Source organism: Rubrivivax gelatinosus, from assembly GCF_016583785.1.
Lineage (GTDB): Bacteria > Pseudomonadota > Gammaproteobacteria > Burkholderiales > Burkholderiaceae_C > Rubrivivax > Rubrivivax gelatinosus_B.
Genome location: NZ_NRRU01000061.1, coordinates 18,886 through 33,024, shown reverse-complemented (window position 1 = coordinate 33,024; position 14,139 = coordinate 18,886). Strand labels below are relative to the sequence as shown.

Annotated in this window: 14 protein-coding genes; 4 read left to right on the top strand and 10 right to left on the bottom strand. The window is 71.4% G+C overall.

Annotated features, from left to right (window positions below):
- Window positions 1–135: 135 nt before the first annotated feature.
- Entirely contained in the window at window positions 136–2,418 is a 2,283-nt protein-coding gene (locus CKO43_RS16145; protein ID WP_200379239.1) for a CHASE3 domain-containing protein, read from the bottom strand.
- Between the two features lie 415 nt (window positions 2,419–2,833).
- Between CKO43_RS16145 and CKO43_RS16140 the strand changes: the two genes are divergently transcribed.
- Together CKO43_RS16140 and CKO43_RS16135 are read left to right on the top strand one after the other, a co-directional pair.
- Window positions 2,834–3,220 carry a VOC family protein gene (locus CKO43_RS16140; protein WP_200231300.1) on the top strand — a complete coding sequence of 129 codons (387 nt, stop codon included), beginning with the start codon at window positions 2,834–2,836 and terminating at the stop codon, window positions 3,218–3,220.
- A gap of 52 nt (window positions 3,221–3,272) precedes the next feature.
- Entirely contained in the window at window positions 3,273–3,566 is a 294-nt protein-coding gene (locus CKO43_RS16135) for a hypothetical protein (RefSeq protein ID WP_200379238.1), read from the top strand.
- On the opposite strand, the gene CKO43_RS16130 is transcribed toward CKO43_RS16135, so the two are convergent.
- The 8 genes from CKO43_RS16130 to CKO43_RS16095 all read right to left on the bottom strand — a co-directional run bounded on the left by CKO43_RS16130 (window position 3,535) and on the right by CKO43_RS16095 (window position 10,508).
- Window positions 3,535–4,524, bottom strand: a complete 990-nt coding sequence (locus tag CKO43_RS16130) for a Bug family tripartite tricarboxylate transporter substrate binding protein (RefSeq protein WP_200379237.1) — start codon at window positions 4,522–4,524, stop codon at window positions 3,535–3,537. The two genes, CKO43_RS16135 and CKO43_RS16130, sit on opposite strands and share 32 nt — an antisense overlap.
- Window positions 4,525–4,703: 179 nt before the next feature.
- Window positions 4,704–5,879, bottom strand: coding sequence for a UxaA family hydrolase (locus CKO43_RS16125; RefSeq protein ID WP_200379236.1), 1,176 nt, complete (start codon window positions 5,877–5,879; stop codon window positions 4,704–4,706).
- A 5-nt stretch (window positions 5,880–5,884) separates the two neighbouring features.
- Window positions 5,885–6,166 carry a UxaA family hydrolase gene (locus tag CKO43_RS16120; RefSeq protein ID WP_200231297.1) on the bottom strand — a complete coding sequence of 94 codons (282 nt, stop codon included), beginning with the start codon at window positions 6,164–6,166 and terminating at the stop codon, window positions 5,885–5,887.
- Window positions 6,167–6,357: 191 nt separating this feature from the next.
- Entirely contained in the window at window positions 6,358–6,966 is a 609-nt protein-coding gene (locus CKO43_RS16115; RefSeq protein ID WP_200379235.1) for a dimethylsulfonioproprionate lyase family protein, read from the bottom strand.
- A complete protein-coding gene (locus CKO43_RS16110) occupies window positions 6,963–7,925 on the bottom strand; it encodes a class I SAM-dependent methyltransferase (RefSeq protein WP_200379234.1) in 963 nt (320 codons plus the stop codon). The genes CKO43_RS16115 and CKO43_RS16110 overlap by 4 nt, the downstream gene beginning before the upstream one ends.
- A gap of 13 nt (window positions 7,926–7,938) precedes the next feature.
- A complete protein-coding gene (locus tag CKO43_RS16105) occupies window positions 7,939–8,595 on the bottom strand; it encodes a methionine ABC transporter permease (protein ID WP_200231294.1) in 657 nt (218 codons plus the stop codon).
- Window positions 8,576–9,676, bottom strand: coding sequence for a methionine ABC transporter ATP-binding protein (locus CKO43_RS16100; RefSeq protein ID WP_200379233.1), 1,101 nt, complete (start codon window positions 9,674–9,676; stop codon window positions 8,576–8,578). The genes CKO43_RS16105 and CKO43_RS16100 overlap by 20 nt, the downstream gene beginning before the upstream one ends.
- Window positions 9,677–9,689: 13 nt before the next feature.
- Window positions 9,690–10,508: a MetQ/NlpA family lipoprotein gene (locus tag CKO43_RS16095; protein ID WP_430699162.1), complete on the bottom strand. Its 819-nt coding sequence runs from the start codon at window positions 10,506–10,508 to the stop codon at window positions 9,690–9,692.
- A gap of 268 nt (window positions 10,509–10,776) precedes the next feature.
- On the opposite strand from CKO43_RS16095, the gene CKO43_RS16090 reads away from it, so the two are divergent.
- Both CKO43_RS16090 and CKO43_RS16085 read left to right on the top strand, forming a co-directional pair.
- Window positions 10,777–12,294: an FAD-binding oxidoreductase gene (locus CKO43_RS16090; protein WP_242481199.1), complete on the top strand. Its 1,518-nt coding sequence runs from the start codon at window positions 10,777–10,779 to the stop codon at window positions 12,292–12,294.
- A gap of 68 nt (window positions 12,295–12,362) precedes the next feature.
- Entirely contained in the window at window positions 12,363–13,598 is a 1,236-nt protein-coding gene (locus CKO43_RS16085) for an aminotransferase class I/II-fold pyridoxal phosphate-dependent enzyme (protein WP_200379232.1), read from the top strand.
- Window positions 13,599–13,676: 78 nt separating this feature from the next.
- Here CKO43_RS16085 and CKO43_RS16080 read toward each other — a convergent pair whose 3' ends face one another.
- Entirely contained in the window at window positions 13,677–14,099 is a 423-nt protein-coding gene (locus CKO43_RS16080) for a type 2 periplasmic-binding domain-containing protein (RefSeq protein WP_200379231.1), read from the bottom strand.
- Between the last annotated feature and the right edge of the window lie 40 nt (window positions 14,100–14,139).

The following is a 14,139-nucleotide window of genomic DNA, read 5'->3' as shown; positions in this document are numbered from 1 at the left end:
TCCGGGGCCGGCGCTGGCGGCTCCGGCACCCGCGGCGCGGCCGCACCGCCGCCGCCGCGGGGCTTGCCGGCGCACGCGCCCCTGCCACCTCCGGGCTTGCGCTGCGGCCACCTGCGAGAGTGTCTGGACGGCCCCTCAGGCCGCGGTCCCGTCCGGCGCCAGGTCGACCCACGGCCCCAGCGCCTGCCGGAAGTCCTCGACGGCCTCGCCCAGCCGCCGCGCCGTCTCCGGCGTCAGCCCGCCGGAACGGATCGACGCCTCCAGCGTGGCGACGGCAGCCGCCAGGTCGACCGCGCCCACCGTCAGCGCCGCGCCGCGCAGGCTGTGCAGTGCGTCCAGCGCCGGCTTGGCGTCGCCGCTGGCCAGCGCCGTCTGCACGCGTTCGGCGGCGTGCTCGGCCTGGTCGAGCAACTGCCCGCACAGCCGCATGAAGCGCCCGAAGTCGCCCTTCAGCAGCCGGTGCACGCGGACGCTGTCGACACCGTGGATCGTGGGCCAGTCGGCGGTGGCGGGATTGCCGGCGGGCGCTGCCACCGGCTCGGCCGGCAGCGCGGGCGCGGGCGAGGGCGCGGGCGCCGGCGTGGCGTCGGGCGCGGGCCCGGCGGCGCGCCCATGGCGCGACAGCACCGCCACCAGTTCCTCGATGTCGACCGGCTTGGACAGGAACTGCGTGGCGCCGGCATCCATCGCACGCTGCCGCTCCTCGGCCAGCACCGCGGCCGAGAAGATGATGATCGGCATCTGCGTCAGGCCCAGCTGCTGGCGGATCACGCGCGTGGCCTCGTAGCCGTCCATCACCGGCATCTGCAGGTCCATCAGCACCGCGTCGAAGGCTTCGGGCTGGCGCTTGAGCGCGACGACGGCCTGCTGGCCGTCGCGCACCGGCGTGGCCTCGGCGCCTTCGAGCAGCAGCGCGCGGCTCAGCAGGTCGAGGTTGGTGTCGTTGTCGTCCACCGTCAGCAGGTGCAGCCCCTGCAGCCGTGGGCCCTGCGGCGCCAGCGGCGTGCGGGCGTAGACCGGGTGCTGCGCGTCCTGGCCGCCGCCGAGCGCGAAGCCGATCTCGAACCAGAAGGTGCTGCCGACGCCCTGCACGCTGTCGGCGCCGATGCGCCCGCCCATCAGCTCGACCAGGCGTTTGCTGATCGACAGCCCCAGCCCGGTGCCGCCGTGGCGGCGCGCCAGCCCGGATTCGGCCTGCGTGAACGGCTCGAACATCTGCTGGATCTGCTGCGGCCGGATGCCGATGCCGGTGTCCTGCACCTCGAAACGCAGCCTGACCTGGGTGTCGTCCTGCTCGACGACACGTGTGCGCAGGACGATCTCGCCGTGCTCGGTGAACTTGATCGCGTTGCCGACAAGGTTGACCAGCACCTGCTCCAGGCGCTGCGGGTCGCCGACCAGGCTGCGCTGCAGCGACGCCGCCAGCGCCGATTCGATGCGCAGCGACAGCCCCTTGTCGCGCGCCATCGGCGCCAGCAGGCTGTCGATCTGGATCAGCAGCTGCCCGAGCACGAAGCTGCGGCTGTCCAGCCGCATGCGGCCGGCCTCGATGCGGCTCAGGTCCAGGATGTCGTTGAGGATGGCCATCAGCGAGCGCCCGGCCGAGCGCATGCGCTGCACCATGTCGGCCTGCTCGGGGCTCAGCGGCTGGCGCTCCAGCAGCTGCGTCAGGCCGATGATCGCGTTCATCGGCGTGCGGATCTCGTGGCTCATGCTGGCGACGAAGTCAGACTTGACGGCATTGGCCTGGGCCAGCTGTTGGTTGCGCTGCTCCAGCCTGGCCCAGGAGAACAGCACCACCGCCAGCATCACGGCGGCAGCGCCCGTGATCAGCCATTGGGCCGTCGTCGCGCTCAGCGCCGACCGCCGCTCGCGTTCGGCGAGCAGCTGCCGCTCCTCGGCCCGCATCTGCTCGACGGCGATGCGGATCTGGTCCTGCAGCCGCTTGCCTTCGCCGGTGGCGATCAGCGCGCGTGCGGCCGCGAAACCCTTGACGGTGTGCAGGTCCACCACCTGGTCGATCAGGTCCAGGCGTTTCTCCGTCATCGCACGCAGGTTCTTCAGCCTGTCGGTCTGCAAGCCGTTGTCGGCGACCAGGGTGGCCAGGCGCTCGAGTTCGAGCAGGCTGGAGCGCGCGGCGCGGCGATAGGGCAGCAGGTACGCGGGGTCGGACGTGAGCACGAAGCCGCGTTCGGAGGTCTCGGCGTCTATCGTCAGTTCCAGCGCCAGACCCAGCGCCGCCAGCACCTCGCTGGTGTGCGCCACCTGCCGGGCGTCGCTGCGCAGCTTGCCGATGCTGGTGACGGCCAGCACCGCCAGTGCGATCGAGATCGCGACGACGAAGACCGTCGCGACGGAGATGCGCCCTCGCGCCGATGCGGTTTCGACGTGCAGCTGGCCGTTGCGGTGCAGCAGCATCGTTCAGGCCCCGGCCCGGACGAAGACCGGTGCACGAGCTGTGCCGAGCCCGGCTGATGCTCGATCCGTATGGCGCAGCATGTGGAGCCTCCGGCAGGGCTGTTGCAGATGGTCGACGGCGCGGGAATCCGGCGCCGCCCCGGGCAACCGTATGCCGCTGCGCATCGGCTGCCAACCGGCACAAGCCCGCGAACGGCCCGGCCCGTCCCCCTGGAAATGGAACTGGGGGGGGGGCGCCAGGCGCCAGCGGGCCGCGCGCCGAGTGCAGCGAGTCGTGTTCCGTCCTTGTTCGTCAGTCCTCAGACGCGTGCTCGTGGCGCTTGATGGCGCCGGCCCTCGCTGCCGCTAGGATGCGGCCGCGTGCAGCAGGCTGCGGTGCATCCGCCACGGGTGCCATGTCGATCGGGAGTCGTCCATGAAGCGAGTCACGGGCATCGGGGGCATCTTTTTCCAGGCCAGGGACCCGGCGGCGCTGTGCGCCTGGTACCGGCAGCACCTGGGCATCGCGGTCGAGGCGTGGGGCGGCACCGCGTTCAGCTGGACCGACGAGGCGGGGGCGCCGACCGGCGGCACGACGATCTGGTCCGTCGGCGCCGCCGACGGCCGGCCGTTCGCGCCGGGAACGGCCAGCTTCATGGTGAACTACCGCGTCGACGACCTGGCCGCGCTGCTGCAGGCGCTGCGCGACGAGGGCTGCCAGGTGCTGGAGAAGACCGACGATTCCGAGTACGGCAAGTTCGGCTGGGTCATCGATCCCGAAGGCAACAAGGTCGAACTCTGGCAGCCGCCGCCCGGGCAGTAGGCGCCGCGAGTCGGCCACCGGGCGCGCGCGCCAGTGGCCGGAGGGCCAGGGCATGGAGCATCACGGGCGTGCCGGCCGTCTGGCCAAGGCTTCGATCTCGATGAGCGTGTCGCGCGATGCAAGCGACGCCAGACGCGCCGGCCTCGTCGAGCACCGTGACCAGGTGCTCGATCGCGCCTTCGGCCTGGGCTTGCAGCGTGGCGTGCCGGACCTTCGAGCCGGCGTCCCAATCGACCTGACCCGAGACGAAGACGAAACCGGAAACCAGGTCCACCGTGGCCTGCGACATGCCGACCGGCGCGCCGTGCCGCCGTTCAATCGGGTTGGATTCGTGCCGACGCGATGATGCGGCCCCAACGCTCGATTTCCGCGTTCAGAAAGCTGCCGAACTCGCGTGGTCCGCGCGCGTCGATGCGAAAGCCCTGCGCCCGGGCGCGCTCGGCGACCTCGGGGCTCTGGATGATCGAGACGGCCTCGGCACCCAGCTTCTCGACCACGGCGTCGGGCGTCTGCGCCGGTGCCAGGATGCCGGTCCAGTTCTCCACCTGGAGCTGCGGCAGGCCCAGTTCGGCCGTCGTCGGCACATCCGGCACTTGCGGGTGACGGTGCGGGCTCGTGATCGCCAATGCACGCAGCTTGCCGGCCTTGACGTGGGCGATGCTCTCCGGGAAGTTGGAGAAGATGACCTCGAGCTGGCCGCCGATCAGGTCGGTGAGGCTGGGCGCGCCGCCCTTGTAAGGGATGTGCTGCAGCGAGGTCTGCGTGAGGTCCGCGAACAGCTCGGCCGTCAGATGCGGCGGCGTGCCGTTGCCGGACGATCCGGTGTTCAGCGGTCGCTGACGTGCATGGGCCACCAGGTCCTTGAAGTCCTTGATCGGGCTGGCGCTCGGCACGACGACGAGCATCGGCGAGCCCGCGAGCAGTGCCACCGGCCGCAGGTCGCGCTTCAGGTCGAACGCTGCACGGCCCTTGAACAGCGTGGCGTTGGCCGCATGCGCCAGCGTGATCGCCAGCAGCGTGTAGCCGTCGCCAGGCGACTTGGCGGCGGCATCGGCACCGATCTGCGCCCCGCCGCCGGGCTTGTTGTCGATGACGACATTGATACCCCAACGTGCACCGAGTTGCTGCCCGACGAGGCGAGCGACGACGTCGGTCAGCCCGCCCGGCGGGAACGGGACGATGTAGCGCAGCGTCGCGCCCGCCTTCGGATAGCCGTTCACCGGGTTCTGGGTCCAGGCCGTGCCGGCGACGCTGCTGCCGAGTGCGCCCCCCAGAGCCCAGCGCATCCAGTCTCGTCGTTGCATTGGCGTCCTCGATGAATTGAATTGGAGAACGCAGATCGTCTTGTATTGCCGAATCGGGCGCAACGCGGATGCTTATTCAGGAATTGCGCTTGACTCCGAAGATTCGAATTTCTTGACGCTAATTCATGGGTCTTCGGTCGGCGGCGCTGCCGACGCCTGAAGCAGCGCTGCGTCGAGCCTCATGCCGATTCGTAGAGCCGCGTCAGCACGAACTCGCGGTGCCCCAGCGCCTCGGCGGCAGTGAGTCGGCCGTTGGCGGTGCGCAGCAGCATCTCCAGCGCACGGTCGCCGGCGGCGTCCAGCGTCAGCTCGCGCTGCAACAGGCCGGTCACGTCGACGTCGATGTGTTCGTTCATCGTGCGCACCGTGCGCGGGTTGGCGCAGAGCTTGATGACCGGCAGGATCGGGTTGCCGATGACGTTGCCCTGGCCCGTCGGGAAGAAGTGCACGGCGAAGCCCGCGGCTGCGCACAGCGTCACCATCTCGGCCGCCGCCGACGAGGAGTCCATGAACCAGAGCCCCGGGTGCGTGGGCACCTCGGCCTTGTCGAGCACGCCGTCGACGCTGCAGCGCTTGCCGATCTTCTGGATGTTGCCCAGCGCCTTCTCTTCGATCGTCGTCAGCCCGCCGGCGATGTTGCCCTTGGTCGGCTGGCTCTCGGACAGGTCGCTGGTCTTGTGGCGCTCGATCACCGCCTGGTAGCGGTCGAACATGCTGCGAAAGCGCTTGCGCACCGCGTCGTTGGCGCAGCGCGACTCGACGATGTGCTCGCCGCCGGTCAGCTCGGTGGTCTCGCCGAAGCACAGCGTGCTGCCGATCGCGTGCAGCTTGTCGAAGGCGTTGCCGACGGTCGGGTTGGCGCCGCAGCCGCTCGTCGTGTCGCTCTCGCCGCACTTGGTGCTGACCCAGAGCTCGTGCAGCGCGCAGGGCTCGCGCTGTTTCTCGCTGGCCCACTGCAGGTACTCGCGCGCGGCGCGGCTGGCGTTCAGGATGGTCTGGTGGTCGCCGTGCAGCTCGATGCCGAAGCCGGTGACCGGCTTGCCGCTGGCGGCGATGCCGTCGACGACGCGGCGTGTCCAGCCGTCCTCGATGCCGATGACGACGACCGCGGCGACGTTCGGGTTGCAGCCGGTGCCGATCAGGGTGCGGAAGTGCAGCTCGAGGTCGGCGCCGAACTGGAGCCGGCCGTAGGGATGCGGGATCGCCAGCGTGCCGGGGATGGCGTGGGCCACCGCCTCGGCCGCGGCGTTGGACAGGTCGTCGACGGGCAGGACGAGGACGTGGTTGCGCACGCCGACGCGGCCGTTCTCGCGCCGGTAGCCCAGGAAGCGGGTGTTCGAGTCGATCGGGGACATGGGGCTCACCAGCGCTTGGTCTTGATGTTGTGCACGTGGGCGTGTTCGCCGGCCCGGATCGGGGCGACGACGCGGCCGATGTCCAGGCCGTACTTCAGCACCGTGTCGCCCGGCTGCAGGTCGACGAGCGCGACCTTGTGGCCGATCGGGATGTCCTGGAGTGCGGCGACCCCGGTGCCCCGGTCCTCGTCGAGGATCCAGCCTTCCAGCGCCATGCCGGCCTTGACGCCTTCGACGACCACGACGCCGACGCTGTCGCCCGGGTCGTGCAAAACGAAATGGATCACGCGCTCTTCTCCTGGCCGGTGATGGGTTCATGACGTGCGGACCTGGCCGCACGTTCAACAAGGGCGACACCGACTCGGCGCCGCAAAACGCGCGAGGCTAGCTTCCGGTCTCCGGTGCGGCCAATGCGGTGCCCGCATATCGACATGCGAAGCCGCCCGGGCGCGCCGGCGGCGATGACGCCCCTGGCGGCTCAGACGTAGGCCGTCGGCGACACGATGTCGCCGGTCCAGGAGTAGATCGCCAGCAGCGGCGTGCCGAGCGAGCGCATCGCGTGCACGGCGTCGGCCGGGTGCAGCACGAAGTCGCCCGCCTGGCACAGCCGTGTGCGGCCCTCCAGCGTCCACTGCGAGGTGCCGCTGACCACCGCGTACAGCTCCACGGCCGGATGCCGGTGCGGCGGATAGAAAGTCTCGCGCGTGAGGAAGGTGAGCCCGAAGCCGACGCGCTCGCTGTGGATCGGCGCCGCGGGGCCGACGAGTTCGGCCCAGGCCATGCGGTCCTCCAGCCCCGGGGCGTCCCGGCGTGCGGCGTACGAGTAGCGCCAGGGCAGTTGCGACGCGAGCGGCAGCAGCGCGGCTTCCCAGGCCGCGCCGGCGGCGCGCGCGGCCTCGGGCACCTGGGCCAGCAGCGCATGGCGGCTGCCCTGCAGCGGCCGGTCCAGCGGCGCCGCGGTGTCCGGCAGCTCGCGCAGCACCTGCGCGCTCAGCGCCGCCACCTCGTCGTGGCCGCTGCGGGCGCCGGCGGCGAAATGCTCGCGCATCAGCGCCAGCACGCCGGCGAGCGGGTGGGGCGCCGTCACGGCCGCTGCGAGTGCAGCACCGCGTAGGTGTGGCCGATCGTCACGCCCTGGCGGTGCAGCGCCAGCGCAGCCTCGGCGTCCAGCGCGTGCGGCAGCAGGCCGGCTTCGATCTCCAGCGCCTGGTGCGCGGCCTGCTCGGGCGGCAACCCGGCGAACGCCGCCTGCAGCGGCTCCAGGCGGTAGAAGCGGAACGGCCCCAGGCCCCGTCGCTGCCACTCGGCGTGGCCGCTCAGGATCTCCAGCGCCTCGGCCTGCAGCTTCCAGCCGTAGCTGAGGAAGGATGCCTGGTAGCCCGCCGCGGTCGACATCTCGAGGAAGTGGTGCAAGGCCACGCGTGCGCCCAGCATCGACAGCACGACGCCGCCGGGCTGCAGGAACTCGTGCGCCTGCCGCAGCGCCAGGTAGTGCAGCGTCAGCAGCGCCGACTGCACCGCTGCCGGCACGGCTTCGGCGCGCGGGCCGAAGAAGCTCGAACTGGCCCGCTCGCCGGCCAGCGCCGCGCTGCCGTTGCTCGGAACGTTCGGCAGGTTCTCGTAGATCACGTCGAAGCGCGGCGCCGCCGCCGCCAGCGGCGACAGCAGGTCGCCGGCGCCGGCGAGCAGCCGGAACGACGCGGCATCACGCACGTTGGCGATGATGTTGGCGCGCGCCGAGTCGACGATCTCGTCGTCGACGTCGGTGATGCCGACGAGTTGCGGCGCGAAGACCTCGATGCCGCCGAGCGCGTCCAGCCCGGTGCCGGTGCCGATGGAGGCGAAGCCGGCCACCGGCCAGCGGCGCTGCGCGAGCAGCCGGAAGGCGGGCACGGCGACGCTGGACACCCAGTCGGCGGCGAGGTCGTCCAGATAGGGCGGGAAGCTCTTGGGCGTGACGACGATCGCCAGTTCGTCCTTCACGCGCTGCGTGCGGGCGACGCCGAGGTAGCGCGCGGCGTCGATGGCCACGGTGGGGGAAGTCATGGGGTTCTCCGGATCAGCGGCGGTGGTCGACCCGCCGGGACAGCCATTCGCCGCCGAACTGCACGGTGCTCACGAGCACGACGAGGATGACGATGATGTGGAACAGGACCTCGGTCTCGTAGCGCTCGTAGCCGTAGCGGATCGCCAGGTCGCCCAGGCCGCCGGCACCGACGGCGCCGGCCATCGCCGAGGAGTTGATCATCGCGATGACGCACACCGTCATGCCGCCGACGATGCCGGGCAGGGCCTCGGGCAGCAGCACGTGGCGCACGATCTGCAGGCGCTGGAAACCCATCGCGCGTGCCGCCTCGACGAGGCCGGGGTCGACCTCGTTCAGGCTGACCTGGGCGATGCGTGTGTAGAACGCGACGAGGTGGATGCTCAGCGGCACGATGGCCGCCCAGGTGCCCAGCGTCGTGCCGACGATGAAGCGCGTGAACGGCAGCAGCGCCACCAGCAGGATGATGAACGGGATCGCGCGGAACACGTTCACGACCACCGACAGCGACTTGTTGAAGTGCGGCCGCGGGTACAGCCCGCCGGGCCCGGTGGCGACCAGCACCAGCGCCAGCACCAGCCCGACGGCGATCGAGATCGCCACCGAGACGCCGACCATCGTCAGCGTCTGGAGGAAGGCGGCGACATAACGGTCAAACATCGTCTGCGACATAACCCAGCACCTTGAACGAATCGGGCGACAGCCGCGCGTCGACCGCGCTGCGCATCGCCGCCACCGGCACCGCGACGATCAGGTCGCCCTGGGCGTGGCCCTGGATGCGATCGATGTTGCCCTGCAGCAGCCGGGCGTCTGGCGCCAGCGCCAGCAGGGCGGGCAGCGAGACGCCGTCGGCGTGGCTCTCGCCGGTGAAGCGCAGCGCCAGCACGGCACGGCCGCCGCGCGGCGGCGGCTCGGGCTGCAGCCGGGCCGCGATGTCCTCGGGCAGCCCATGGCGCAGCGGCGACAGCAGGGCGCGTGTGGCCGCGGCACGCGGGTCGCCGAAGACCTTCCACACCGGACCCTGCTCGACGATGTCGCCGCCGTCGAGCACCAGCACCTCGTCGCAGACCGCGCGGATCACCGCCATGTCGTGCGTGATCAGCACCACGGTCAGGCCGAGCTTGGCCTTGATGTCCTGCAGCAGGGCCAGGATGGCGTGCGTGGTCTCGGGGTCCAGCGCCGATGTGGCCTCGTCGCAGAGCAGGATCTCGGGCTCGTGCACCAGGGCGCGTGCGATGCCCACGCGCTGCTTCTGGCCGCCCGAGAGCTTGGCCGGGTAGACCTCGGCCTTGTCCGCCAGGCCCACCAGATCCAGCAGCACGTCGACGCGGCGCCGCACCTCGGCTGCACCGACGCCGGCCACCTTCAGCGGCAGGCCGACGTTGTCGCGCACCGTCTTGGCCGCGAGCAGGTTGAAGTGCTGGAAGATCATGCCGATGCGCCGGCGCAGGCGCAGCAGCTCGGCCTCGGGCAGGGCGCCGACGTCGATGCCGTCGATGCGCACCGTGCCGACGCTGGGCCGCTCCAGCATGTTGATGGCGCGCAGCAGCGTCGACTTGCCGGCGCCGGAGCGGCCGATGATGCCGAAGACGCTGCCGCGTCGCACCTCGAACGAGATGCCGCGCAGTGCGCGCACGCCGCCGGCATAGGTCTTCTCGATGCGCTCGAAGCGCAGATGGGGCTCGGCCGGCGGCGCGTCGGCGTGCGGCGGCAGGGCGGCGGCCGGCGCCGCCGGGAGAACGGGTGACAGCATCCTGGCCCCCGCCTCAGAACACCGGGATCAGCACGCCCTTGAGATGGGTCTCGATGTAGCTGCGCACCTCGGGCGACTGGAAGGACTTCACCAGCGGCTGCACCCAGGGCGCGTTCTTGTCCTGCTCGCGCACGACGATGATGTTGACGTTCGGGTTGCGCTCGAAGCGCTCCTGCGCGATGCCGTCGCGCGCGGCGTTCAGCCCCACCTGCGAGCCGAAGGAGGAGATGACCGCGGCCGCGTCCAGGTCCTGGTAGGCGCGCGCCAGCACGACCGACTTGGCCTCGACGATCTCGAGCTTGCGCGGGTTGCTCTTGATGTCCTTGAGGCCGGCGATCTCGTTGTAGGTGTCGAGGCCGTCGCGCAGCGTGATGAGGCCTTCGTCGCGCAGGATGATCAGCGCGCGGCTCTCGTTGCTGGGGTCGTCGGGCACGCCGACCTTGGCGCCCACCGGCAGCTCCTTCAGCGACTTGTACTTCTTCGAATAGAAGGCCACCGGCGAGAGGTAGGTGTTGCCGACGACGGCGAGCTTGTAGCCGCGCTGCTTGACCTGGTCGCGGAAGAAGGGCACGTGCTGGAAGGCGTTGGCGTTGATCTCGCCGGTGCTCAGCGCCTCGTTGGGGCTCAGCGTGCCGCCGAACACCACGGGTTCGATCTTCAGGCCGTAGCGCTCGCCGACCTTGGCGGCCACGGCCCACAGGTCTTCGCCGATGCCGCCGCGGATGCCCACCTTCAGCTGCACCGGCTCCGCCGCCTGCACGCCTCCGGCTGCGAGCAAGACCGCAACCGCCAGAACCCGACCCAAGGCTTTCAACATGATCAATTCGCTCATCCTCCGCAGCAGGAACACGGCGACGGAAGATGCGGCGGGCTTCCGGGCCGGACGGTCCGTTCCCGGTGCGGGGGCGACGACAGTGCCAAGTCGAGACGGGACGCCGAAACCTTGCTCCGAGATGAACCGGACGGTCATTGGGCCGGGTCTGCCGGCCCTGTCCAACGAAGGCTTCCCGATATCCAAGTGCGAATTCCTGCGAAGCGCAGACGCCGGGAAACGGGGTGCCGTCGCTACGCTTACCGGGCTTTGTGCAGCACCCGATCCCATGTCCGCTACCGATTCCGAAGACCAGGCGATACGCGCCGCGAATACCGAAACAATCCCGGCAGCCCGCGGTGAGACACCCCCAGCCGAACATGACGGAGACCCGCTGCTGGCGGACCTGAGGGCCATCGTCGGCGCCGCCCACGCCGTGCCGGGCGACGACGCGCCGGCGGCACTCGTCGACCAGCTGCAGCAGTACCGCGGCCGTGCCCGCGCCGTCGTGCGCCCGGGCAGCACCGCCGAGGTGGCCGCCGTCGTGCGCCTGCTGCAGCGCCACCGCGTGCCCATCGTGCCCCAGGGCGGCAACACCGGCCTGGCCGGCGGCGCGACGCCGGACGCCAGCGGCGAGGCCGTCGTGCTGTCGCTCGCCCGTCTCGACCGCATCCGCGCCATCGACCTCGACAACGACACGCTGACGGTCGAAGCCGGCGTGCTGCTGGATGCGGCGCGCGAGGCCGCGCAGCAAGCCGGCCGGCTGTTCCCGCTCAGCCTGCCCTCGGGCGGCAGCTGCACGGTCGGCGGCAACCTGGCCACCAACGCCGGCGGCACCCAGGTGCTGCGCTTCGGCAACACGCGGGCGCTGACGCTGGGCATCGAGGTCGTCACCGCCGAAGGCGAGGTCTGGGACGGCCTGCGCGGCCTGCGCAAGGACAACGCCGGCTACGACCTGCGCGACCTCTACATCGGCAGCGAAGGCACGCTGGGCATCATCACCGCGGCGACGCTGAAGCTGTTCCCGCTGCCGGCCGTGTTGCAGACCGCCATCCTGCGCGTGCGCGGCATCGCCGCGGTGATCGCGCTGCTGCGCCGTGCGCGCCAGGGCTTCGGCGCGTCGCTGACAGGCTTCGAGATCATGTCGCCGACGATCTGGCAGCTGGTCGCCACGCACGCGCCGGAGTACCGCCTGCCGTTCCCGGCCGACGAGCACGACGACGTCTGGCACGTGCTGATCGAGACCGCCGATGAAGGCCGCGAGGCCGAGGCCCGCGATCGTCTGGCCGAGGTGATCGTCGCCGCAGTGGACGACGGCCTGGTGGACGATGCGGTGGTGGCCGAGAGCCTCGCCCAGCGCCAGGCGTTCTGGCGCATCCGCGAGCACGGCCTCGGCGAAGCGCAGCGGCGCGACGGCTGGAACGCCAAGCACGACGTCTCGCTGCCGATCTCGCGCATTCCCGACTTCGTCGCCGAGACCGGGGCGGCGCTGACGGCGGCCTTCCCGGGCATCCGCCTCTTCGTGCACGGCCACGCCGGTGACGGCAACCTGCACGTGCACGTCGGCCGGCCGCTGGGCACTGGCCCCGAGTACTGGCAGGCGCACGAAGCGGCGGTGCGCGCGCTGGTGCAGCGCGCCGTGGCCGAACGCGGCGGCTCGATCTGCGCCGAGCACGGCGTGGGGCAGCTCAAGGCCGGCGTGCTGCACGAGTACAAGCCGGCGCTGGAGCTGGCGCTGATGCGCCGCATCAAGGCCGCGCTCGACCCGCTCGGCCTGCTCAACCCCGGCAAGGTGCTGGCGCGATGAGCCCGCAGGACTTGTTCGGGGCTCATTCCCGCCTGGCGGGACCGGCCGACAGGCCGCAGGGTGCCCCAGTGAACACGCCCGCCAGCGAGTTCCGCCCGTCGGCGCGTGTCGCGCGGGTGCGTTTGTCGCCCAACGCAGTGGCCAGCGCGCGCGCCAAGGCATTGCGCGAGGCCGGGCGCGACATCATCAACCTGACGATAGGCGAGCCCGATTTCGACACCCCGGCGCACGTGCGCGCCGCGGCCGGGCAGGCGCTGGCGCGCGGCGACACGCGCTACCCGCCGACCGAGGGCGTCGCCGCGCTGCGCGCGGCTGTCGCAGCCAAGGTCGCGCGCGACACCGGCCTGGAGGTGGACCCGGCGCAGGTGCTCGTCGGCAATGGCGCCAAGCAGCTGATTGCCAACGCCTTCGCCGCCACCGTCGAGGCCGGCGACGAGGTCGTGATCCCGGCGCCGTACTGGCCTTCGTTCCCCGACGCCGTGTCTTATGCCGGCGGCACGCCGGTCTTCGTGCCCTGCGCCGAAGCGCGCGGCTTCCGCCTGGCCCCGGCCGACCTGGACGCCGCGCTGGGCCCGGCGACACGCTGGCTGGTGCTCAACGCGCCTTGCAACCCGACCGGCGCCGACTACGGCGCCGAGGACTGGGCGGCGCTGGCCGAGGTGCTGCGCCGCCACCCCGGCGTGCTGGTGCTGCTGGACGAGGTGTACGAGCAGATCCGCTACGGCCAGCCGCCGCCGCACCTGCTGCGTGTCGCGCCCGATCTGCGCGAGCGCGTGCTGCTGGTGAGCGGCGTGTCCAAGACCTACGCGATGACCGGCTGGCGCCTGGGCTACGCCACCGGAGCGCGGGCGCTGATCCGTGCGATGACGGTGGTGCAGTCGCAGTTCACGGCCGGCGTGTCGACCGTCGCCCAGGCCGGCGCGCTGGCGGCGCTCACCGGGCCGCAAGACTTCGTCGTGCAGGCACTGGCCGCCTACGCTGCGCGGCGCGAGATCGTGACGCAGCGGCTGCGCGCCATTCCCGGGCTCAGCCTGGCGGCGCCGGCCGGCGCCTTCTTCGTGTTCGCCGGCTGCGCCGGGCTGATCGGCACCGTGCGCCCCGACGGCGGCCAGATCGCATCGGACGGCGACTTCACCGAGTACCTGCTGGAAGAGGTCGGCGTGGCGACGATGCCGGGCTCGGCTTTCGGCCTGTCGCCGTTCTTTCGGATGTCGTTCGCCATTGACGAGGCTTCGCTGGCAATGGCCGTGGAGCGGATCGCGGTGGCCGTATCCAGGCTGACGCCGGCCGCCGTGCCGCCTTGACGGCTGCCTTGTCGGCCGATGCCGTAGCGCCGGTGCTGACACCCGTCGGGGAGCTTCGGACTGTCGGTCCGCAAACCTTCAGCGCGCGGGCCGCGCCCTGAGGACCGCCCCTGACCGCGCCGCGGCAGAACACTCGCCAGCCGTGCTGAACCGGGGCCGTACGCGGCCTAGCACCCGGCTCAGCAGCGGGTCGGACACGGCGGACGGATGGCATGCCGCGACCAGCTCGAAGCCCGGCGGGGACTTCTCGAGCGGCACCTCGAACAGGCCGTCGCAGGGCAGCAGCCGCGACGGCACGAAGGCCACCAGGTCGCACTGGCTATGGAGGGAGCTGACCATGCCGAGATGGCTGCGCAAGCGCTTCCCCCTCAGCGCGGCGCGCTGGCGGCACGGCAGTTGCCCCTGAGCGCCGCGGCAGGCTTTCGGCGCCCGGCATTCGCGACGAAACGCCGTTCCGTCGTTTACCGGCACGCTCCTGCCCGCGCATCGGGAGACCGCCATGCCGGGTTCCGCATCGCCGACCGCATGCCATGGCGGCGCC

Excerpts from the sequence above, each read along its gene's own strand:
- CKO43_RS16145 (WP_200379239.1), bottom strand. The coding sequence starts at position 2,418 with ATGCTGCTGCACCGCAACGGCCAGCTGCACGTCGAAACCGCATCGGCG.
- CKO43_RS16140 (WP_200231300.1), top strand. The coding sequence starts at position 2,834 with ATGAAGCGAGTCACGGGCATCGGGGGCATCTTTTTCCAGGCCAGGGAC.
- CKO43_RS16135 (WP_200379238.1), top strand. The coding sequence starts at position 3,273 with ATGGAGCATCACGGGCGTGCCGGCCGTCTGGCCAAGGCTTCGATCTCG.
- CKO43_RS16130 (WP_200379237.1), bottom strand. The coding sequence starts at position 4,524 with ATGCAACGACGAGACTGGATGCGCTGGGCTCTGGGGGGCGCACTCGGC.
- CKO43_RS16125 (WP_200379236.1), bottom strand. The coding sequence starts at position 5,879 with ATGTCCCCGATCGACTCGAACACCCGCTTCCTGGGCTACCGGCGCGAG.
- CKO43_RS16110 (WP_200379234.1), bottom strand. The coding sequence starts at position 7,925 with ATGACTTCCCCCACCGTGGCCATCGACGCCGCGCGCTACCTCGGCGTC.
- CKO43_RS16105 (WP_200231294.1), bottom strand. The coding sequence starts at position 8,595 with ATGTCGCAGACGATGTTTGACCGTTATGTCGCCGCCTTCCTCCAGACG.
- CKO43_RS16100 (WP_200379233.1), bottom strand. The coding sequence starts at position 9,676 with ATGCTGTCACCCGTTCTCCCGGCGGCGCCGGCCGCCGCCCTGCCGCCG.
- CKO43_RS16095 (WP_430699162.1), bottom strand. The coding sequence starts at position 10,508 with ATGAGCGAATTGATCATGTTGAAAGCCTTGGGTCGGGTTCTGGCGGTT.
- CKO43_RS16090 (WP_242481199.1), top strand. The coding sequence starts at position 10,777 with ATGTCCGCTACCGATTCCGAAGACCAGGCGATACGCGCCGCGAATACC.
- CKO43_RS16080 (WP_200379231.1), bottom strand. The coding sequence starts at position 14,099 with ATGGCGGTCTCCCGATGCGCGGGCAGGAGCGTGCCGGTAAACGACGGA.